Raw genomic sequence first — 20846 nt, 5'->3', positions numbered from 1 at the left:
GAGCCTTTTGATGAGCAAGCTTGCCGAAAAAGTCCAACAGGATCTGATCAACGCCATCGAGAACGATGAGCTGGTACTGCCAACCCTGCCCGAAGTGGCACTGAAGGTTCGCGAGGCCGCAGAAGACCCCAATGTCGGTATCCCGCAGATCAGCAAGGTGATCGGCAACGATGCCGCCCTAACCGCGCGCATCATCAAGGTGGTCAACAGCCCGTTGCTGCGCAGCAACAAGGAAATCACCGACCTGCAGATGGCCGTCGCCCGCCTGGGCATCAACTACACCTGCAACCTGGCCACCGGCCTGGCGATGGAGCAGATGTTCCAGGCCACCAGCGACGTGGTCGACCGCAAGATGCGTGAAGTGTGGAACAAGAGCACCGAAATTGCGGGCATCTGCCACGTTCTGTGCCGCCACTACACCCGCCTGATGCCGGACCAGGCGACCCTCGCCGGCCTGGTCCATCAGATCGGCGTGCTCCCGATCCTGACCTACGCCGAAGAACACAACGAACTGCTGGCCGATTCCATCAGCCTCAACCATGTGATCGAGCAGATTCACCCGATCATCGGCGACAAGATCCTGCGCACCTGGGAGTTCCCCGAGCCGATCGCCATCGTGCCCAGCCACTACCTGGACTTCACGCGCAACTCGGCCAAGGTCGATTACGTCGACATCGTCCAGGTCGCGACCCTGCAGAGCTACCTGGGCAGCGAGCACCCCTACACCCAGCTCGACTGGAGCAAGGTGCCGGCGTTCGCCAAGCTGGGCCTCGACCCGCAGGTCGACATGCAGGCCGACGAAGACCTCTCCGCCGCCATGGAAGCGGCCATGGGCATGCTGCAGTAAAAGCATCTCGCCATGGATGGCATATCGCCTCTACACTCAGGTCACTCGCCTGAGGAAGTAGAGCCATGCGTTACGCATTTCTCCTGCTCGTCCTGCTGTTCGGCAACCTCCACGCCGCTGATCGCGTCCGCCTGACCAACGGTGAGTGGCCCCCCTACCTGGGCGAAAGCCTCCCCCATCACGGCGTTGCCTCGCGCATCGTCGAAGAGGCCTTCGCCTCGCAGGGCATCACGGTGCAATGGGAGTTCCACCCCTGGGCACGCTCGCTGAAGATGGCCGAGCAGGGCCTGCGCGACGGCAGCGCGGTGTGGCTGAACAACCCGCAACGGCAGCAGCACTTCCATGTCAGCGCGCCGGTCGTGGAGAGCGGCTACTACCTGTTCCACCGCAAGGACGACGCATTCGACTGGTCCGGCATCGATGACCTGCGCGGCCTGCGCATTGCCGGCACGCGCGGCTACGACTACGGCGACGCCTTCCAGCGCGCCGAAGCAGCCGGCGACCTCGAGGTCATGCGCCTGACCAGTGACGAACAGGGACTACGCCAGCTGCTGGCCGGGCGCGTCGACCTGTTTCCCGTGGACAAGGTGGTCGGCTTCGACCTGCTCTACCAGCACTTCAGTCCGGCCGAGCGCCGGCGCCTGAGCTTTCACGCCAAGCCACTGCGCAGCGACAGCCTGCACCTGCTGCTTTCGCGCGAGGTGCCGGGCAATGCCGAGCTGATGGCGCGCTTCAACCGGGGTCTCGAACAGCTCCGTGCCAGCGGCAAGATCTCCCAGTACCTGCTGGAGATTCAGCAGCCGCTAAGCCTCTACTAGCAACGGAAACTCGACCCGCACCAGCAGACCGTGCGGCCGGGCCTGATGCAGGCTGATGCGGGCCTGGTGGGCACGGCAGATCTCCCCGACGATGGCCAACCCCAGGCCGGCACCATTGCCCTGTGCGCTGCGCCTGTAGAAGCGCTCGAAGACCTTCTCGCGCTCGGCCTCGGGAATGCCCGGACCATCGTCCTCGACCTCCAGCACGGCCGGGGCCACCGCGCGGATCACCAGGTTGCCGCCGGCGGGGGTATGTGCCAGCGCGTTGTCCAGCAGGTTGTTCAGCAGTTCGTTGAGCAGGGTCGGCTCGCCATCGATCCAGACCGGCTGCTCGGCCTCCAGCGCCAGCGCCACCCCACGGGCATGCGCCAGCGGCGCCATGGCCAGCGCCAGGTCGCGGGCCAGCTGGCTGAGATCGATGCGCTGCGCACCGCCCTCGGTGATGGCGCGCGCACCACTTTCGATCCGCGCCAGGGACAGCAACTGATTGGCCAGCAAGGTCAGGCGATCCCCCTGCAACGCCACCTCCTCCAGCGTCCTGCGCCACTCTTGCGCTTCCTCGGCGCGCAAGCCTAGGGTGATTCGCGCCTTGAGCGCGGCCAGCGGCGTGCGCAGTTCATGCGCCGCGTCGGCGATGAACTGCGACTGACGCTCGAACAGGCCTCTCAGCCGCTCGTTGAACTGGTTCAGGGTCTCCACCAGCGGCAGCACCTCGCGGGGCAAGCCGCTGTCGTGCAGGGGCTGCAGATCATCGCTGGTGCGCTCGGCCACCTCCCGGCGCAACGCCTCCAGCGGTCGCAACGCCAGGTTCACCGCCAGCCAGACCAGCAGCAGCGCACTGATCGACAGCAGGCCCATGCGCCACAGCGTCCCCACCAGCAGCTCGCGGGCCATGCGCTCGCGCGCGCCCTGGGTTTCGGCCACGCGAATCTCGGCGATACCGTTCAACTGCGGCTCGCTGACCGGCTGCAGCAGGCTGACCACGCGCACGCCCTGATTGCGGTACTCGGCGTCGTAGAAATGCGCCAGCGCCGGGTAGTCGTCGGTGCGCGGCGTGCCCTTGGGCGCGGCTGGCAGGTCTTCGTAGCCGGATACCTGATGCCCCTCGAGGTCGAGCACCTGGTAGTAGATGCGTCCGGCACTGTCATAGGCGAAGGTGTCCAGCGCCACGTAGGGAATGTTGGCCCTGAGGCGCCCGTCCTCGGCGTAGAGGCCGTCGGCCACGGCACGTGCCGACGCCAGCAGGGTGCGGTCGTAGGCCTCGTCGGCGGCGCGCCGCGCGCTCCAGTAGGCGCTGAGGCTGCTCAGCAACAGGATGACCGACAACAGCAGGGCCAGGCGCCGCAGCAGGCGCCCGCGCAGGCTGAAGCCACGGCTCATGCCTCGACCGCCTCCAGCAGGTAGCCGAGACCGCGGAAGGTGACGATGCGCACGGCGCTGCCTTCGAGCTTCTTGCGCAGGCGATGGACGTAGATCTCGATGGCATCGGGGCTGGCATCCTCGTCCAGACCGAATACCTGCGCGGCCAGCTGCTCCTTGCTCATCACCCGGCCCGGTCGGGCGATCATCGCCTCCAGCACGGCCTGCTCGCGGGCGGTCAGACTGAGCGCCTCGCCCTTCAGGCTGAAGCGCCGCGCCCCGAGGTCGTAGACCAGCTCGCCACAGCGCTGCAGCTGTTCGCCGCCCAGCACGCTGCGCCGCAGCAATGCCTTGACCCGCGCCTCGAGCTCGCTCAGCTCGAAGGGCTTGGCCAGATAATCGTCGGCGCCGAGGTTGAGGCCATGCACGCGGTCCTTGACCTCGCCACGCGCGGTCAGCATCAGCACCGGCAGGGTCTGCCCGCGATCACGCAAGCGCGCCAGCACGGCAAAGCCGTCGAGGCGCGGCAGGCCGATGTCGAGAATCGCCAGCGCATACTCCTCGCTCGACAGCGCCAGGTCGGCGGCGACGCCATCGTGCAGCACGTCCACCGTCCAGCCCGCGCCTTTCAGGGCCTGGGCCACGCTTTCCGCCAGTTGCGGATGGTCTTCGACCAGCAGGATACGCACCGCCACCTCCAGCTGCAGCATCGTTAGAGGCGCGCAGTGTAGCGCCCTCGACGCCGCTGTGAATTGCCCAGTTGCCAGGTTTCGTTGCCACCGCCAGCCGCGCGGACGCCCCTGCCAGCACCGCCGGAAAAAACTTTCAGCCATGAAAGCCTGCTGAAAGCTTGCCCTCATAGCATCGCTTCAAGGTGGCTCGATCCACCTGCTCAAGCGACCTTGCAGTGGTGCCAGGTCGCAACAAGAACAAAAACGGAGACCACACATGTACGCAGCCTCACGTCAGGCCCTGCCGCCTGTCCGCCTGCTCTGCCTGGCCATCGCCGCCAGTGCGACCCCGCTCGCCAACGCTGCCTTCATCGAAGACAGCACTGCCAGCCTGACCGCCACCAACATCTACCTCAATCGTGACTTCCGCGAAGGTTCCGGCCAGAACAAGCGCGAAGAATGGGGTCAGGGCTTCCGTCTCGACCTGCAGTCCGGTTACACCGAAGGCACCGTCGGTTTTGGCCTCGATGCCATGGGCCTGCTCGGCCTCAAGCTCGACTCGGGACGCGGCCGCACCGGCACCGACCTGCTGCCGGTGCATGATGACGGGCGTTCGGCCGACGACTTCAGCCGCCTGGGCCTGACCGCCAAGATCAAGGTGTCCGCCACCGAGCTGCGCTATGGCTCGCACGTGCCGGAGCTGCCCGTGGTCAAGGCCAGCGACAGCCGCCTGCTGCCGCAGGTGTTCGAAGGCGGCCTGCTGACCTCCTCCGAACTGGAAGGCCTGACCTTCACCGGTGGTCGCCTGGACAAGGTCATCGACCGCGCCTCCACCGACGACGAAGACCTGGTGCTCAACAGCAAGAACCGCCGCTTCGCCGGGGGTATCCAGGCCGACCACCTGGACCTGGCCGGCGCCGACTACAAGTTCGCGCCCGGCTTTACCGGCCGCTACTACTACGCCGACCTGGACGACATCTACCGCCAGCACTTCCTCGGCCTGCTGACCAGTCACAAGCTCGGTGCCGGCACCCTGAACAGCGATCTGCGCCTGATCTACAGCGACGACACCGGCGCCGCCAAGGCGGGCAAGGTGGACAACCGCGCGATCAACGCCATGCTCAGCTACGGCATCGGTGCGCACAAGTTCGGCCTGGGCTTTCAGGACATGAGCGGCGACACCGGCTTCGCCTACATCGACGGCAGCGATCCGTTCCTGGTCAACTTCGTGCAGATCAACGACTTCGCCAACGCCGACGAACGTTCCTGGCAGGCGCGCTACGACTTCAACTTCGCCAGCGTCGGGGTTCCCGGCCTGACCTTCATGACCCGCTACATCCGTGGTGACGATGCACGCATCGCCGGCAGCGACGAGCGTGGCGGCGAATGGGAACGCGACATCGAGTTCAAGTACGTGGTGCAGAACGGCCCGCTCAAGGACCTCTACGTCCGCGTACGCAACGCCAGTTTCCGCTCCGACTTTGCCCGCGATGCAGATGAAAACCGCGTCATCGTCGGCTACACCCTGCCCATCTGGTAACCCACAATAAGATTCTCCAGGAGAACCCAATCATGAAATCTGCCCTGACCCGCGCCGCACTGGCGGTTTCCTGCCTGGCCTTCGCCGGCCAGCTGCTGGCTGCCGAACCCAAGCGTCCCGAATGCATCGCACCGGCCAAGCCCGGCGGCGGCTTCGACCTGACCTGCAAGCTGGCCCAGAGCGGCCTCAAGGACACCGGCCTGCTCAAGGCGCCTATGCGCGTCACCTACATGCCGGGTGGCGTCGGCGCCGTTGCCTACAACGCCGTGGTCGCCCAGCGCGCCAAGGACCCAGGCACCATCACCGCCTTCTCCTCCGGCTCGCTGCTCAACCTGGCGCAGGGCAAGTTCGGTCGCTACGACGAACACGCCGTCCGCTGGCTGGCGGCGATCGGCACCGACTACGGCGCCATCACCGTACGCGCCGATGCGCCCTGGCAGACCCTCGGCGAGCTGGTCGAGGCGCTGAAGAAAGACCCGGCCAGCGTGGTCTTCGGCGCCGGTGCGACCATCGGCGGCCAGGACTGGATGCAGACCGCGCTGATCGCCCGCGCGGCCGGCATCGACCCGCAGAGCCTGCGCTACGTGGCCTTCGAAGGCGGCGGCGAGACCCTGACCGCCATGCTCGGCGGTCACGTGCAGGTCACTTCCAGCGGCCTGGGCGAAGTCACCCCGCAACTGGCGGCCGGCAAGGTGCGCATCCTCGCCGTGCTGTCCGACGAGCGTCTGCCGGGCAAGCTGGCGGACATTCCGACCGCCAAGGAGCAGGGCTACGACATCAGCTGGCCGGTGATTCGCGGCTTCTACATGGGCCCGCAGGTCAGCGACGAGCAGTTCGCCTGGTGGCAGGGCCAGTTCGAGAAGATGCTGGCACGTGACGACTTCGCCGCCCTGCGCGAACAACGTGACCTGTTCCCGCTGTCGCTGACCGGCGACGAGCTCAACGCCTTCGTGCTCAAGCAAGTGCAGGACTACAAGGCCCTGGCCGGCGAATTCGGCCTGGTCCAGTAACACGCCTGTGCAATCCGCGCCCTGCCGAGGGCAGCACTGAGCACCCCACCCGGGTCGTGTTCGGCGCTGCCCTCCGGCCTGGCGCTTCCGAGGTAAATCACCATGTACGTTCGCCTGTTCTCCGCGGTCTGGCTGCTTCTGTGTGCCTGGCTCGCCGTCATTGCCTGGGGCTTCCAGGCGCCTTTCGCCTATGACCCGGTCGGCCCACGGGCCTACCCGCTGCTGCTGCTGGCCCTGATGGGTGCCGGCAGCCTGTGGCTGGTGTTCAAGCCGGGCATGCTCGAACAACGCCTGGACCTTCCCACGGCGCTGCGCAGCGCGCTGTGCGTGGTGGTTCTGCTGGCCTATGCGCTGACCTTCGAGCCGCTCGGCTTCGTCATCAGCACCAGCCTGGCCACCTTTGCCCTGGGCCTACTGTTCACTGGCCGCCCGCTGCCCTGCGCGGTCAGCGCGGTGGCGATGGGCGTGCTGCTGTACGTGTTGTTCGATCTGCTGCTGGACGTGCCCCTGCCGCTCGGCCTGCTTGAAGCCTTCGTGGAGAGCTGAAATGGAAACCCTTAACTTCCTGATGCAGGGCTTCGGTGTCGCCACGCGCCCGGACAACCTGCTGGTGGCGCTGTTCGGCGCCTTCGTCGGCACCGTGGTCGGCCTGCTGCCGGGCCTCGGCCCGATCAACGGCGTGGCCCTGCTGCTGCCGCTGGCGTTCGCCCTCGGCCTGCCGCCGGAAACCGCACTGATTCTGCTCGCTGCCGTCTACCTGGGCTGCGAGTACGGCGGGCGTATCTCCGCCATCCTGCTCAACGTGCCGGGCGACGCCGCGGCCATCATGACCACCCTCGACGGCTACCCGCTGGCGCGCCAGGGCAAGGCGGGCATCGCCCTGTCGCTGTCGGCGGTCAGCTCCTTCATCGGCAGCATCGTCGCCACCTGCGGCGTGGTGCTGTTCGCGCCGCTGCTGGCGAAGTGGGCCGTGGCCTTCGGCCCCGCCGAATACTTCGTGCTGATGGTGTTCGCCATCGCCTGCCTCGGCGGCATGGTCGGCGACAAGCCGGTCAAGACCCTGATGGCCGCCCTGATCGGCCTGGCCCTGGCCACGGTCGGCGTGGACTCGACCACCGGCGTCTATCGCTTCACCTTCGACAGCGTCAGCCTGTCCGACGGCATCCAGTTCGTCATCGTGGTGATCGGCTTCTTCAGCGTCAGCGAGGTCCTGCTGATGCTGGAGAAGACCCACGGCGGGCAGAAAGCGGTCAAGGCCAGCGGCCGCCTGCTGTTCAACTTCAAGGAGTTCTGCCAGACCTTCTGGACCATGATCCGCAGCGCCCTGGCCGGCTTCGTCATCGGCACCCTCCCCGGCGCCGGCGCCACCATCGCCAGCGCCATGACCTACATGACCGAGAAGCGCATGGCCGGCAGCAAGGGTCGCTTCGGTGACGGTGACCTGCGTGGCCTGGCAGCCCCGGAGGCCGCCAACAACGCTTCGGCCTGCGGCTCGCTGATCCCCATGCTGACCCTCGGCGTACCGGGCTCGGGCACCACGGCGGTGATGATCGGCGCCCTGACCCTGTACAACATCACTCCCGGCCCGCTGCTGTTCGAACAGCAGCCCGACGTGGTCTGGGGCCTGATCGCCTCGCTGTTCATCGGCAACGTCATCCTGCTGGTGATGAACATCCCGCTGGTCGGCCTGTTCTCGCGCATGCTCAGCGTGCCGAACTGGGTACTGGTGCCGGCGATCACCGTGGTCAGCATGGTCGGCGTCTACGCCGTGCACAGCACCACCTTCGATCTGGTGCTGATGATCCTCCTCGGCGTGTTCGGCTACATCCTGCGCAAGCTCGACTTCCCGCTGTCGGCGCTGATCCTCGGCTTCGTCCTCGGCGAGCTGATGGAGGACAACCTGCGCCGCGCGCTGTCGATCTCGGCCGGCGACCTGGGCATTCTCTGGGGCAGCCCGATCACCCTGGTGCTCTGGGCACTGGTCGCGCTGATGCTGGCGTTGCCGGGCATCCGCTGGGTGCGTCGTCGCCAACAGATCAAGGCCGGGGCTGATGCCGCTGCCGCGTGATCTCTGGGTAACGCCGCTGGCCGGTGCGGTCGGCGGCTACCTGGCCAGCCTCGCCGGCTGGCCCCTGCCCTGGATGGTCGGTTCGCTGCTCGCGGTGATCGCCCTGCGCTGCCTGACCAACCGCGCCTTCAGCGAACTCCCCGGTGGGCGCAAGACCGGCCAGTGGCTGGTCGCCAGCGGCATCGGCCTGCACTTCACCAGCGAAGTGCTGGAGCAGGTGCTCAGCCATCTGCCGATCATCGTCATGGGCGCCTTCGGCACGCTCCTGCTCAGCCTCATCGGCATCGCCATCCTCCGTCGTGCCGGCGTCGACCGCGCCACCGCGTTCTTCGCCAGCATGCCGGGCGGGGCCAGCGAGATGGTCAACCTGGCCCTGCGCCACGACGCCCAACCGGCACGGGTGGCCGCGGCGCACAGCCTGCGCCTGCTGCTGGTGGTCCTGCTGATTCCGGCGCTGTTCACCTGGGGCCTGCCCGCTGTCAGTGCACCGGCGCGCGCGCCAGTGGACTGGACCTGGCTGATCATCCTGCTCGCTGCCGGCGCGGTGCTGGCCCTGGGCTGGGGGCGCCTGAAGCAACCCAACCCCTGGATGCTTGGCCCGCTGACCGCCTGCGCCGTGGCCAGCGCCACCTTCGACCTGCACCTGGGCCTGCCGCCAGGCCTCGGCCAGCTCGGTCAGTGGCTGATCGGCAGCGCGCTGGGCTGTCATTTCGACCGCGCCTTCTTCCGCAGCGCTCCCGGTTTCCTGGCCCGCGTACTGCTGTTCACCCTGCTGGCGATGCTGGTCGCCGCTGCCCTGGGTGAAGGGCTCGGCTGGCTGGCCGGCGAGGATCACCTGTCACTGATGCTGGGCATGATGCCTGGCGGCATCACCGAGCTGTGCCTGACTGCCGAAGCCCTGCAGCTCTCGGTGGCTCTGGTCACCGCGCTGCAGGTGTTGCGGCTGTTTCTGGTGATGTTTCTCGCCGAGCCGCTGTTCAAGCTCTGGTGCAAGCGCCACGTCTAGCCCGTGGTGCTTGCACTGCCGCTTCGCCCAAGTGGCTGCCCCGGCGCCCCGCTACCACTGCAGGTGCAGCTGGCTGTCGAACGTACGGGGCTGACCACTGAGCGGGTCGACGAAGCGCAGACCACGGGCCAGCAGCTTGAGCGGCTGGCTGTAGTCATCCGCCTGGTGGCGCGACTCCAGCAGGTGCGGATAGAAGTCGTCGCCAACGATGGGCGCGCCCAGCCCGGCCAGGTGCACCCGCAGCTGATGCTTGCGCCCGGTGACCGGCGACAGGCCGTAGCGCCATAGCGCGCCACGGCGCTCAAGCACCTCGATCCGCGTTTCGCTGTTGGCCTCGCCGGCGACCTCCTGCATGCGGAAGAAGGGCTCGCCAGCGACCATCCGCGAACGATGCACGCAGGGGAACTGCAGATCGGTCAGCGCCGGGGCGATGGCCTCGTAGCGCTTCTCCACCTGCCGCTCGCGAAACAGCGCCTGATACAGCCCGCGGCTGGCCGGGTCGACCGAGAACAGCACCAGGCCGGCGGTCAGCCGGTCGATGCGGTGGATCGGCACCAGGTCAGGATTGCCGGTGCGCCTGATCAGACGCGCCAGCAGGGTCTGCTCGACGTATTCGCCGGCCGGCATCACCGGCAGGAAATGCGGCTTGTCGGCGACCAGCAGGTGTTCGTCCTGCCACAGCACCTGCTCTTCGAAGGGAATCGGCGTCTCGTTCGGCACTTCACGGAAGTAGCGCACCTTGAGGCCGGCGCGATAGGGATGCTCGGCATCGATGGGCTTGCCTTCGCCATCCAGCACGCGGCCACGCGCCATGCGCTGCAGCCACACCGCCCGCTCGATGGCGGGAAAGTGCGCGCACAGGCAGTCGAGTACCGTCGCCCAGTCGCCCTGGGGCAGGTGAAGCGTACTGGGGCGCATGGCAGGGCTGGGCATTACGGGGGCTCGCATCGGTCCGGATGCGGCGAATTAGGCCGCAGTCACCGCGTCCAGTCAAAGCAAACGGCTTGAGCCGGCGTCACGCTGTAGCTATGGTGGCCGCTTCGCTTCGGAGGCCTCATGTCCATCACCCGTTCCCTGCTCAGCAGCATCGCCCTACTCCCGCTTCTGACCGCCTGCCAGGTCTACACCGGCAAGCCGGAAGGCCCGCCGCCGGCCACCCGCCTGCAGGGCCAGGTACAACTGGAAAACGGCCAGCTGCTGTTCAGCCCCTGCCAGGAACAGCGCCGCTTCCTCCTGGTCGACGGCGGCAACACCGACATCGAGCGTGAAGCCAGGCAGCTCGCTGGCGACCAGGGCGAGCTGTTCGCCGACCTGGCCGGCCAGCTGGGCGGCAGCCAGGGGCAAGGCAACGATGGCCGCTTCGAGGTCAGCCAGCTCTACCGCCTGCAGGGTGAGGGCCATGGCTGCGACGACCTCAACTTCAAGCGCCTGACCCTGCGCGCCAGCGGCAACGAGCCGTTCTGGCAGGTGGAGGTCGGCAGCAAGGGCCTGGTGCTCAACCGTCCCGAGCATGAGCCACTGGCCCTGCCCTACCTGGAAGAACAGCTGCCGGAAGGCCGTCTCAACTTCAGCAGCGAGGCCAACGGCCAGCGCCTCGAGCTGTGGGTCGCGCCGCAGCGCTGCGTCGACGGCATGAGCGGCGCGGTGAACCACCTCAGCGCGGAACTGCGCCTGGATGGCCAGGTACTGCGTGGCTGCGCGCACTTCGGCGCCATGCGCAACTGATCGCACCGCCTGCGGCACGGATGCTGACGGCTGAGCGCAGGTCCTGGCTCAGCCGTCAGCCCGTGTGATCTTTTGCCACAATCGAAAGCAGGCGCACCCCGCTCCCTCCGCCTAAGCTCAAGGCAGCATCGCAGGAAGGAGACCACCATGCTACGAGTAGCCCTCAACGGATATGGACGCATCGGCCGCGCACTCACGCGCGCTCTGGTGCAGCGCGATCTGCAGCAACGCATCCGCCTGGTCGCGATCAACGACCTCGGCGACTACCAGACCCTCACCCACCTGACGCGCTTCGACTCCACCTTCGGCCGCTTTCCCGGCGAGGTGGAACTGCATGGCGAGCAGCTGCACCTCGGCGGCCAATCGATCCACCTGCTCAGCGAGCGCGAGGCGTTCAACCTGCCCTGGAACCGCCTGGGCGTGGACCTGGTGCTGGAATGCTCGGGCAAGTTCAAGAAGCGTGCTCAAGCCGAGCAGCACCTGACCGCCGGCGCGCAGCGCGTGCTGCTCTCGCACCCGCTGGAAAGCGCGGACCTGACCGTGGTCTATGGCGTCAACCACCAGTTGCTGAGCAACCAGCAGCAGATCGTTTCCAACGCCTCCTGCACCACCAACTGCCTGGCGCCGCTGGCCAAGGTGCTGCACGAGGCGGTGGGCATCCGCCAGGGGCTGGTCAACACGGTGCATGCCTACACCAACGACCAGAACCTGCTGGACAAGGCCCACAGCGACCTCTATCGCGCCCGCGCCGCCGCGCTGTCGATGATCCCCACCAGCACCGGTGCCGCCCGGACCATCGGCCTGGTGCTGCCGGAGCTGTCCGGGCGCCTCGACGGTCTCTCGGTGCGCGTGCCGACCCCCAACGTGTCGCTGCTCGACCTGACCTTCAACGCCGAGCGTGCGACCAGCCGCGAGGCGATCAATGCCGCGCTGCAGAACGGTGCCAAGGCCATGACGCCAGGCGTCATGGAGTGCAACGAGGCGCCGCTGGTTTCCACCGACTTCAACGCCTACCCGGTCTCCTGCGTGGTCGATCTCAACCACACCCGCGTGCAGGACGACCTGGTCAAGGTGTTGGCCTGGTACGACAACGAATGGGCATTCGCCAACCGCATGCTCGACGTCCTGCTGTACTGGCATCACCTGAGCCGCGACAGCCAGCGCTGAACGTCGCAGCGGCGCTTGCGCCGCTGCGCCCATGGCGATGCCGGGCGACGACCGGCACACGGCGATCCTGTACAATCGCCGCCCTCGTTACCCCCTGCCGGATCACCACCGGCCCTGCTGGATACCTGCCATGATTCGTCTCACCGAACTGAAACTGCCCCTCGACCACGCCGACGACGCCCTGCGCCCGGCCATCGTCCAGCGCCTGGGCATCGCCGATGGCGAGCTGCTCGCCTTCACCGTGTTCAAGCGCAGCTACGATGCCCGCAAGCGTTTCGGCGACATGCCGTTCATCTACATCGTCGACTGCGAGGTGCAGGACGAAAGCGCCCTGCTCGCCCGCCTCGAAGGTGATCGCCACGTCGGACCGGCACCGGACATCCGCTACCAACCCGTCGGCCAGGCGCCTGCCGGTGGCCTCGACGAACGCCCCATCGTGGTCGGTTTCGGCCCCTGCGGCATCTTCGCCGCACTGATCCTGGCCCAGGCGGGGCTGCGCCCCATCGTCCTGGAGCGCGGCAAGGAAGTTCGCCAGCGCACCAAGGACACCTGGGGGCTGTGGCGCAAGAACGTGCTCGACCCGACGTCCAACGTGCAGTTCGGTGAAGGCGGCGCCGGCACCTTCTCCGATGGCAAGCTCTACAGCCAGATCAAGGACCCGAACCATCACGGCCGCAAGGTGCTGGAAGAGTTCGTCAAGGCCGGCGCGCCGGACGAGATCCTCTACATCAACAAACCGCACATCGGCACCTTCCGCCTCACCGGCGTGGTCGCCACCATGCGCGAGGAGATCAAGGCGCTCGGTGGCGAAGTGCGCTTCCAGGAGCGCGTCAGCGACCTGCTGATCGAGGACGAGCAGCTCAGCGGCGTCGTGCTGGAAAGCGGCGAACAGCTGCGCAGCCGTCATGTGGTGCTGGCCCTCGGTCACAGCTCGCGTGACACCTTCCGCATGCTCCACGCCCGAGGCGTGTTCCTGGAGGCCAAGCCGTTCTCGGTGGGTTTCCGTATCGAGCACCCGCAGTCGCTGATCGACAACGCGCGCCTGGGCAAGTACGCCGGTCACCCCAAGCTCGGCGCCGCCGACTACAAGCTGGTGCACCACGCCAGCAACGGCCGCGCGGTGTACAGCTTCTGCATGTGCCCGGGCGGCACCGTGGTCGCCGCCACCTCCGAGCCGGAGCGCGTGGTCACCAACGGCATGAGCCAGTATTCGCGCAACGAACGCAATGCCAATGCCGGCATCGTCGTCGGTATCACCCCGGAGCAGGACTACCCCGGTGGCCCGCTGGCCGGCGTGGAGCTGCAGGAGCGCCTGGAGTCGCACGCCTATGTGCTCGGCGGGCGCAACTACGAGGCCCCCGGGCAGCTGGTCGGCGACTTCATCAAGGGCACGCCGTCCAGCGCGCTGGGTGAGGTGCAGCCGTCCTACAAGCCGGGCGTGCGCCTGGGCGACCTGGCGCCGTCGCTGCCGGACTTCGCCATCGCGGCGATCCGTGAGGCCATCCCCGCCTTCGCCAAGCAGATCAAGGGCTTCGACCTGCATGACGCGGTGCTCACCGGCATCGAGACGCGCACCTCCTCCCCCGTGCGCATCACCCGTGGCGCCGACATGCAGAGCCTGAACCTGAAGGGCCTGTATCCGGCCGGTGAAGGCGCCGGCTATGCGGGCGGCATCCTCTCCGCCGGCGTCGACGGCATCCGTGTCGCCGAGGCCGTGGCCAGGGACATGCTCGGGCTGGAGCGCTGAACAGGAGCCCGGCCGGACTCAGCCGGGCGACCTGAAGCGTAGCGCCAGCAGGCATGCCGGCAGCGCCAGGACCAGCACGCCGACAGTGACCACCAGCAGGCTGCGCAGCGGCATGCTGGTGAAAAGGTTGACCCAGTACAGCGTCCACAGCGACAGGCAGACGCAGCAGCCGGCCAGGCCACTGCGTCGGCTGCGGCAACTCATCAGCCAGATCGCGTTGAACAGCGCCAGGGCGGCGAAGAGATACAGCGAATGCTGCAACTGCACGCCGTAGCCGATATCGCGGCGGAGCGTGCCGAGCAGCTGTCGACAGAGCTCGAAGGCGCCGCTGTAGAGCAGTGCTGCCAGCACCAGCTGCGCGCCGACGAGCAAGGCGATGGCGCCGCCACGCCGCGCGCTCAAGCGTCTTCGGCGCGCAGGCAACAGAGGGTCGAGCGGCGCGAACCGTGCGGACGCCGTTGCGGGTCGGCGTAGGTGAGCAACTCGACGAACCCCGCCTTGCGCATCATCCCTGCCGAGGCGGCATTCTCCTCGTGGCGGTCGATGTAGATGTCGCGCAGCCCATCCTCCAGCAGCCCTTCGACCACACCACGCAACAGGCGCGAGCCCAGCCCCTGCCCGGCCTGCCGAGCGTGCACCACGGCCTCGCAGATATAGGCATGCACCTGGCCCGAGCGTGACGGCGGCTGATGCGCGGCGAAGCCATCGGTCAGGCGATGACTGACGAAGCCTTGCAGCACGCCCTCCTGCTCGGCCAGCAGGGCCCGCGTCTCGCCACCGGCGATGGCCGCCAGGTGGGCGCGCACCTCGGCTTCGGGCAAGTGGTTCCAGGGGTTCGGTCCATGCTCCAGCAACAGCTCGCACATGGCCTCGATGTCCGCTGCGGTCGCGGCGCGCAACTGCATCATGATGTTCACCTCGCCTGAGTCAGTGGCCGGCGCCAGGTGCTGCCAGCCAGGGGCTCAGTCTAGGGCCTGCGTGCAAGGGTCTACAGGCACAGTCGCGGGTGAAAACTGTCACTGCTCCCAGGGGCGGCCACGGGTCTGCTCGCTCAGGCGCACCTTCTGCTGCAGGGCCGCCTTGGCCAGCATGTGGGCGCTGACCGGCGCGGTGATGAACAGGAACAGGGTGATGAGCAGCTCATGCAGGCTGATGCCCTGGCCCCGCGTCCCGAAGTAGATCAGCGATGCGATGACCATGCCGCCCACGCCCATGGTGGTGGCCTTGGTCGGCCCATGCAGGCGCATGAAGAAGTCCGGCAGGCGGTACAGGCCGATGGCGCCGACCAGGGCGAACAGGCTGCCGAGCAGCAGAAACAGGGCGACCAGGCCCTCGATCCAAGCGTTCATGCTGTCTCTCCTCTACTCGATGATGTCGCCGCGCAGCAGGTACTTGGCCACTGCCACGGTGCCGATGAAGCCCATCACCGCGATCAGCAGGGCCGCTTCGAAATACAGGTCCGAGCCCAGCCAGATGCCGAACAGCACCAGCAGGGCGATGGCGTTGATGTACAGGGTGTCCAGCGCCAGGATGCGATCGGGCATGTCCGGCCCCTTGATCAGCCGGGCCAGGGTCAACACCAGTGCCAGGCCCATGATGGCCAGGCAGATCGGAATCACGTACGCGAGCATGCGAACACCTCCAGCAGTGGTGCTTCGTAACGGGTCTGGATGCTGCGCACCAGCGCGGCTTCGTCATCCACGTTGAGGCCGTGGATCAGCAACGTGCGCTTGTCGTCGCTGAGGTCGGCGGAGACCGTTCCGGGCGTCAGCGAGACGATGCTGGCGAGCATGGTCAGCGCCAGCTCGTCGTCCAGCTTCAGGGGCACCTCGACGAACGCCGGGCGCATGCGACTGGCCGGGCCGAGAATCAGCTTGGCCACTTCCAGGTTGGCGACGACGATGTCACCCAGCACGCGCAGCAGGAACAGGCACAGCTTGACCGGCTTGCGCACCTGCGGCGGGTTGATCCAGAACACCTGGCTGACCAGCGGAATCAGCCAGCCGAGGAAGGCCCCCAGCAGCCAGTGGCCGAAGCTGAAGTCGTTGACCAGCAGCAGCCAGACACCGAGCAGGCACAGGCTCAGCAGAGGATGGGGCAGCCAGCGACGCCCGTTCATGCGCCACCTCCGCTGAGCAGGATCATGTGATAGCTCTCCAGGTCATGCAGTTGCGCCACCATGGCGCCGATGTAGTCCAGCGCGGGCGCGGCGCAGGCCACCAGCAGCGGGCTCATCAGCAGCAGGCCGATGGCGGCGAGCAGGCGGCCGTTGTCCAGCTCGGCGCTGTCCAGCTGGCTCAGCCCGACACGCCAGAACAGGGTGCTGCCGGCGCGGCTGAGACTGACCAGGGTCACCAGACCGCCGATCAGCACCACCGGCCACAGCACGGCGGCTTCCCAACCGGACCCTGCCGCCTTGAGCAGCAGCAGCTTGCCGACGAAGCCCGAGAGCGGCGGCAGGCCGGCCACGGCGATGGCGCCGACGAAGAACAGCGCCCCCAGGATGTACGGATTCTGCAGCGCCGGCCCCTGGATCAGCTGCGCTTCCTTGATCCCGCGCTGGCGGCTGACCAGATCGGCGATCAGAAACAGCGCGCCCGCCACCCAGGTACTGTGGATCAGGTAGAACAGCGCCGCCTGCAGTGCCTCGGGGGTGCCCAGGGCCATGCCGGCGAGCAGCGTGCCCACCGACAGCACCACCAGGTAGGCCAGCATGCCCTGCAGCGTCACCGAGGCGAACGCGCCGACGGCGCCCAGCGCCAGGGTCAGCAGGGCCAGCGGCCACAGCCACTCCTGGACCAGGTGCGAGAGGTTGCCGCTCTCGTCCCCGAAGACCAGGGTGTAGACCCGCAGAATCGAGTACAGGCCGACCTTGGTCATGATCGCGAACAGCGCCGCCACCGGCGCGGTCGCCGAGGCGTAGGCACGCGGCAGCCAGAAGTACAGCGGCAGGAACGCGGCCTTGAGGCCGAACACCACCAGCAGCAACATGCTGGCTGCGCCGATCAGCGGCGCATGGTCGGCGCCGGCAGCGGCGACGCGCAGCGACATGTCGGCCATGTTCAGCGTGCCGGTGACGCCATACAGCACGCCCACGGCGATCAGGAAGAACGCCGAGCCGACCAGGTTGAGCACCACGTAGTGCAGCCCCGCGCGCACGCGATCCTTGCCGCCGCCGTGCAGCAGCAGCGAGTAGGACGCGATCAGCAGGATCTCGAAGAAGACGAACAGGTTGAACAGGTCGCCGGTGAGGAACGCCCCGTTGATGCCCAGCAACTGGAACTGGAACAGCGCATGGAAGTTGCGCCCGCGCTCGTCGTCACCGCGCATCGCGTAGAGCACCGCGAACAGCGCCAGCACCGATGTCACCACCAGCATCAGCGCACTGAGGCGATCCAGAACCAGCACGATGCCGAACGGCGGCTGCCAGTTACCCAGGGCATAGACCTGGATCGTGCCCTGGTCGGCCAGCGCCAGCAGCCAGAAGCTCAGCGGCACCAGCAGCGTGGTCACGCCGACCGACAGCACGCGCTTGCGCGGCATGTCCAGGCGAGCGGCCACCAGCAGCAGGCTGCCGGCCAGCAGCGGCAGAAGAATGGGAAGGATCAACGCATGATTCATCGATGCTGCTCCCGGCCATCGACATGGTCGGTGCTCAGTTCACCGACGCTGCGCAGGGCCAGCACCACGACGAACGCGGTCATGGCGAAACCGATGACGATGGCAGTCAGCACCAGCGCCTGGGGCAGCGGGTCGACATAGCGGCTGCCCTGCCCGATCACGCTGGACGCACCGCCCTGCAGGCGTCCCATGGCGAAGAGGAACAGGTTGACCGCGTAGGAGATCAGGGTCAGCCCCATGACCACCGGAAAGGTGCGAGCTCGCAGCAGCAGATACACGCCGCTCGAGGTCAGGATGCCGAGCGCCACGGCAAACAGCGCTTCCATATCAGAGTACCTCCTGTCCGGGCTTTTCCTGGGTCAGCTTGCCCAGGTTGGCGAGGATGAGCAGGGTCGACCCGACCACAGTCAGATAGACGCCCAGGTCGAAGAGCATGGCCGTGGCCAGCTCGATCTCACCCACCAGTGGAATGTGGAAATGGCCGAACGCCGAGGTCAGGAACGGACGCTCGAACAGCCAGCTGCCCGCCCCGGTGGCCGTGGCGATGAGCACGCCGCCACCGGCCATGCGGTGATAGTTCAAAGGCAGGCGCGACTGCGTCCACTGCACGCCGCTGGCGACATACTGCAGGATCAGCGCCACGGCCGTGATCAGGCCGGCGATGAAGCCGCCGCCCGGCAGGTTGTGGCCACGCAGGAAGATGAACACCGAGATCAGCAGCGCCATCGGCAGCAGCACGCGCGACAGCGTGGCGAGGATCAGCGGGTGGCGGTCACGCGCCCAGCTGCGGCCCTCGGCGTCGGCGTTGGGCTGGAACAGGCGCAGGCCGTCGAGCATGGCATAGATGCCCACCGCTGCGATCGCCAGCACGCTGATCTCGCCCAGGGTATCGAAGCCACGGAAGTCCACCAGGATCACGTTGACCACGTTGGTACCGCCGCCACCGGAGACGCTGTTGGCCAGGAAGTAGTCGGCGATGCTCGTGTACGGGCGGGTCAGCACGGCGAACGCCAGCATGGCCACCATCACCCCGCTGCCGATGGCCAGGCTGAAGTCGCGCAGGGCGCGCATGCTGCTGGACTCGACGCGCGTCTGCGCCGGCAGGAAGAACAGCGCCAGCATCAGCAGGATGATGGTCACCACCTCCACCGACAGCTGGGTCAGTGCCAGATCCGGCGCCGAGTAGCGGGCGAAGGCCAGCGCCACCATCAGCCCCACCACGCTGAGCATCACCAGCGCGGCCAGGCGCTGGCGGTGGAAGATCACCGTGGCCAGCCCGGCCATGACCATGATCGCCAGGCCCAGCGCGGTGATGCCATCGATCGGCTGCATCGGCACCGAGCCACTCAGCTCCGGCAGCGGCCCCAGCGCCAGCACCACCACCACGATGGCAGCGCCGAGCAGGTAGGCGATGTAGCGTTGCAGCGAACCGTTCTCCAGGCGACGGGTGAACGCCGTGGCGCTGACGAACAGGCTCATCACCATGCGCTCGAAGACCAGCTTGGCATCCACCCGGGGCATCCCGGCGTACCAGCGGAACAGCGGTTTGCGCAGGGCATAGACGAGAACACCACCCACCAGCGCGACCACGCTCATGATCAGCGGCAGGTTGAAACCGTGCCAGATCGACAGGCTGTACTCGGGCAGGTCGCCACCCAGGGTGGCGGACGCGGCAGAGGCCAGCAGCGGGGCCACGGTGTAGGCCGGCACGACACCGACCAGCAGGCAGAGGAACACCAGCACTTCCACCGGCACCTTCATATAGCGCGGCGGCTCGTGCGGCGGGTACTTCGGCAGGTCGATCGGCTCGCCGTTGAAGAACACGTCATGAATGAAGCGCAACGAGTAGGCCACCGAGAAGACGCCGGCCAGGGTCGCCGCCGCCGGGATCACCCAGTTGAAGCTACCGAGCAGGTGCTGGTGCAGCGTCTCGGTGAAGAACATCTCCTTGCTCAGGAAGCCGTTGAGCAACGGCACCCCGGCCATCGCCGAGGCCGCCACCATCGCCAGCATCGCCGTATGCGGCATGTACTTCCACATGCCGTTGATACGCCGCATGTCGCGGCTGCCGGTCTCGTGGTCGATGATGCCGGCGGCCATGAACAGCGAGGCCTTGAAGGTGGCGTGGTTGATGATGTGGAACACCGCCGCCACCGCCGCCAGGCGCGTATCGAGGCCGAACAGCAGGGTGATCAGGCCCAGGTGGCTGATGGTGGAATAGGCCAGCAGGCCCTTGAGGTCATGCTGGAACAGCGCCAGGGTGGCCCCCACCAGCAGGGTCGCCAGACCGGTCAGGCTGACCAGGTAGAACCACCACTCGGAGCCGGCCAGTGCCGGATACAGGCGCGCCAGCAGGAACACCCCGGCCTTGACCATGGTCGCCGAGTGCAGGTAGGCCGAGACGGGCGTCGGCGCCGCCATGGCATGCGGCAGCCAGAAGTGGAACGGGAACTGCGCCGACTTGGTGAACACGCCCAGCAGCACCAGGATCAGCGCGACCGGATACAGCTCATGGGCACGAATCGCGTAACCGGCTGCCAGCACCTGGGACAACTCGAAGCTGCCGGCGATATGGCCGATCAGCAGGATACCGGCAAGCAACGCCAGACCACCGCCACCGGTGACCGCCAGGGCCATGCGTGCGCCCTTGCGAGCGTCGGAACGTGCCCCCCAGAAACCGATCAACAGGAAGGACGAAAGGCTGGTCAGCTCCCAGAACACCAGCATCAGCAGCAGGTTTTCCGACAGCACCACGCCGAGCATGGCGCCCATGAACAGCAGCAGGAAGCCGAAGAAGCGCCCCATCGGCTCGCTTTTGGACAGGTAGTAGCGTGCGTAGAGGATCACCAGCAGGCCGATACCGAGGATCAGCAGGGCGAAGAGGAAGCCCAGACCGTCGAGACGCAGGCTCAGGTTCAGCCCCAGTTGCGGCAGCCATTCCAGCTTGACGCGCAGGACCTCGCCGGCGAACACGCCAGGCTGCAGGCTGAACAGCAGCACCAGCGCCACCAGCGGCGGCAGCGCGGCGGCCACGGCGCACGCCGAGCGGCCCAGCCGCTCGGCCAGCACCGGTAGAAAAACGCCCAGAAACGGCAAGGCTATGATCAGCGCAAGCGCCATCGGCAAAACCCCTTTAGCAGGCACGCCAGTCGACCACGACCAGCGACGAGAATTGGAGTCGCAACTCCCTGACGGTGACGAACCCCGCACCACAACGAATCAGCTAAGTCGTTGTCGCGACAAGAATAACCGCCGATTATCCATACC

General features: G+C 67.1%; 21 protein-coding genes. 10 read left to right on the top strand and 11 right to left on the bottom strand.

Annotation, left to right across the window (positions count from 1 at the left end):
- The first annotated feature begins 10 nt into the window (after positions 1-10).
- Together E4487_RS10875 and E4487_RS10870 are read left to right on the top strand one after the other, a co-directional pair.
- Entirely contained in the window at positions 11-847 is an 837-nt protein-coding gene (locus E4487_RS10875) for an HDOD domain-containing protein (protein WP_037048978.1), read from the top strand.
- A 65-nt stretch (positions 848-912) separates the two neighbouring features.
- Positions 913-1665, top strand: a complete 753-nt coding sequence (locus E4487_RS10870; protein WP_175253328.1) for an ABC transporter substrate-binding protein — start codon at positions 913-915, stop codon at positions 1663-1665.
- Here the strand turns inward: E4487_RS10870 and E4487_RS10865 are convergent.
- Together E4487_RS10865 and E4487_RS10860 are read right to left on the bottom strand one after the other, a co-directional pair.
- Positions 1651-3045, bottom strand: a complete 1395-nt coding sequence (locus E4487_RS10865; RefSeq protein WP_037048984.1) for a sensor histidine kinase — start codon at positions 3043-3045, stop codon at positions 1651-1653. The genes E4487_RS10870 and E4487_RS10865 overlap by 15 nt on opposite strands.
- A complete protein-coding gene (locus E4487_RS10860; RefSeq protein WP_047592876.1) occupies positions 3042-3713 on the bottom strand; it encodes a response regulator in 672 nt (223 codons plus the stop codon). Before E4487_RS10860 ends, E4487_RS10865 begins: the two co-directional genes overlap by 4 nt.
- A 259-nt stretch (positions 3714-3972) precedes the next feature.
- Here E4487_RS10860 and E4487_RS10855 point away from each other — a divergent pair, with 259 nt between their 5' ends.
- The 5 genes from E4487_RS10855 to E4487_RS10835 all read left to right on the top strand — a co-directional run bounded on the left by E4487_RS10855 (position 3973) and on the right by E4487_RS10835 (position 9319).
- A complete protein-coding gene (locus E4487_RS10855; RefSeq protein ID WP_037048987.1) occupies positions 3973-5235 on the top strand; it encodes an OprD family porin in 1263 nt (420 codons plus the stop codon).
- A 32-nt stretch (positions 5236-5267) separates the two neighbouring features.
- Entirely contained in the window at positions 5268-6245 is a 978-nt protein-coding gene (locus tag E4487_RS10850) for a tripartite tricarboxylate transporter substrate binding protein (RefSeq protein ID WP_037048989.1), read from the top strand.
- 102 nt (positions 6246-6347) lie between these two features.
- Entirely contained in the window at positions 6348-6791 is a 444-nt protein-coding gene (locus E4487_RS10845) for a tripartite tricarboxylate transporter TctB family protein (protein ID WP_037048992.1), read from the top strand.
- A gap of 1 nt (position 6792) precedes the next feature.
- Positions 6793-8313: a tripartite tricarboxylate transporter permease gene (locus E4487_RS10840; protein ID WP_037048995.1), complete on the top strand. Its 1521-nt coding sequence runs from the start codon at positions 6793-6795 to the stop codon at positions 8311-8313.
- Positions 8297-9319, top strand: a complete 1023-nt coding sequence (locus tag E4487_RS10835; RefSeq protein WP_175253327.1) for an AbrB family transcriptional regulator — start codon at positions 8297-8299, stop codon at positions 9317-9319. The genes E4487_RS10840 and E4487_RS10835 overlap by 17 nt, the downstream gene beginning before the upstream one ends.
- A gap of 51 nt (positions 9320-9370) precedes the next feature.
- On the opposite strand, the gene E4487_RS10830 is transcribed toward E4487_RS10835, so the two are convergent.
- Positions 9371-10252, bottom strand: coding sequence for an RluA family pseudouridine synthase (locus tag E4487_RS10830; protein ID WP_047592867.1), 882 nt, complete (start codon positions 10250-10252; stop codon positions 9371-9373).
- Between the two features lie 123 nt (positions 10253-10375).
- Between E4487_RS10830 and E4487_RS10825 the strand changes: the two genes are divergently transcribed.
- The 3 genes from E4487_RS10825 to E4487_RS10815 all read left to right on the top strand — a co-directional run bounded on the left by E4487_RS10825 (position 10376) and on the right by E4487_RS10815 (position 13958).
- Entirely contained in the window at positions 10376-11044 is a 669-nt protein-coding gene (locus E4487_RS10825; protein ID WP_175253326.1) for a COG3650 family protein, read from the top strand.
- 147 nt (positions 11045-11191) lie between these two features.
- Positions 11192-12211, top strand: a complete 1020-nt coding sequence (gap, locus tag E4487_RS10820) for a type I glyceraldehyde-3-phosphate dehydrogenase (RefSeq protein ID WP_037049004.1) — start codon at positions 11192-11194, stop codon at positions 12209-12211.
- Between the two features lie 130 nt (positions 12212-12341).
- Positions 12342-13958: an NAD(P)/FAD-dependent oxidoreductase gene (locus E4487_RS10815; RefSeq protein WP_150608726.1), complete on the top strand. Its 1617-nt coding sequence runs from the start codon at positions 12342-12344 to the stop codon at positions 13956-13958.
- 18 nt (positions 13959-13976) lie between these two features.
- On the opposite strand, the gene E4487_RS10810 is transcribed toward E4487_RS10815, so the two are convergent.
- From E4487_RS10810 to E4487_RS10775, 8 genes are all read right to left on the bottom strand, one after another.
- The gene (locus tag E4487_RS10810; RefSeq protein ID WP_150608724.1) at positions 13977-14360 is read right to left on the bottom strand and encodes a hypothetical protein; all 384 of its coding nucleotides are present in this window, start codon (positions 14358-14360) and stop codon (positions 13977-13979) included.
- Entirely contained in the window at positions 14357-14866 is a 510-nt protein-coding gene (locus E4487_RS10805) for a GNAT family N-acetyltransferase (RefSeq protein WP_037049010.1), read from the bottom strand. The genes E4487_RS10810 and E4487_RS10805 overlap by 4 nt, the downstream gene beginning before the upstream one ends.
- Before the next feature lie 108 nt (positions 14867-14974).
- Positions 14975-15307 (bottom strand): Na+/H+ antiporter subunit G, encoded by a 333-nt coding sequence (locus E4487_RS10800; protein WP_037049012.1) that lies wholly within the window; start codon positions 15305-15307, stop codon positions 14975-14977.
- Positions 15308-15319: 12 nt separating this feature from the next.
- Entirely contained in the window at positions 15320-15589 is a 270-nt protein-coding gene (locus E4487_RS10795; RefSeq protein ID WP_037049014.1) for a K+/H+ antiporter subunit F, read from the bottom strand.
- The gene (locus E4487_RS10790) at positions 15574-16077 is read right to left on the bottom strand and encodes a Na+/H+ antiporter subunit E (protein ID WP_037049016.1); all 504 of its coding nucleotides are present in this window, start codon (positions 16075-16077) and stop codon (positions 15574-15576) included. Before E4487_RS10790 ends, E4487_RS10795 begins: the two co-directional genes overlap by 16 nt.
- On the bottom strand, positions 16074-17579 hold the full coding sequence (locus E4487_RS10785) for a monovalent cation/H+ antiporter subunit D (RefSeq protein ID WP_175253325.1): 1506 nt from the start codon (positions 17577-17579) through the stop codon (positions 16074-16076). Before E4487_RS10785 ends, E4487_RS10790 begins: the two co-directional genes overlap by 4 nt.
- Positions 17576-17905 carry a Na+/H+ antiporter subunit C gene (locus E4487_RS10780; RefSeq protein ID WP_037049020.1) on the bottom strand — a complete coding sequence of 110 codons (330 nt, stop codon included), beginning with the start codon at positions 17903-17905 and terminating at the stop codon, positions 17576-17578. The genes E4487_RS10785 and E4487_RS10780 overlap by 4 nt, the downstream gene beginning before the upstream one ends.
- Position 17906: 1 nt before the next feature.
- Entirely contained in the window at positions 17907-20699 is a 2793-nt protein-coding gene (locus E4487_RS10775) for a monovalent cation/H+ antiporter subunit A (RefSeq protein ID WP_150608718.1), read from the bottom strand.
- Positions 20700-20846: the final 147 nt, after the last annotated feature.

This window comes from Pseudomonas sp. BMW13 (assembly GCF_013357275.1).
In the GTDB taxonomy this organism is placed as follows: Bacteria; Pseudomonadota; Gammaproteobacteria; order Pseudomonadales; family Pseudomonadaceae; genus Aquipseudomonas; species Aquipseudomonas khazarica.
Note: the sequence above shows the minus strand (reverse complement) of the source record. Positions and strands in the feature narration are given on the sequence as shown.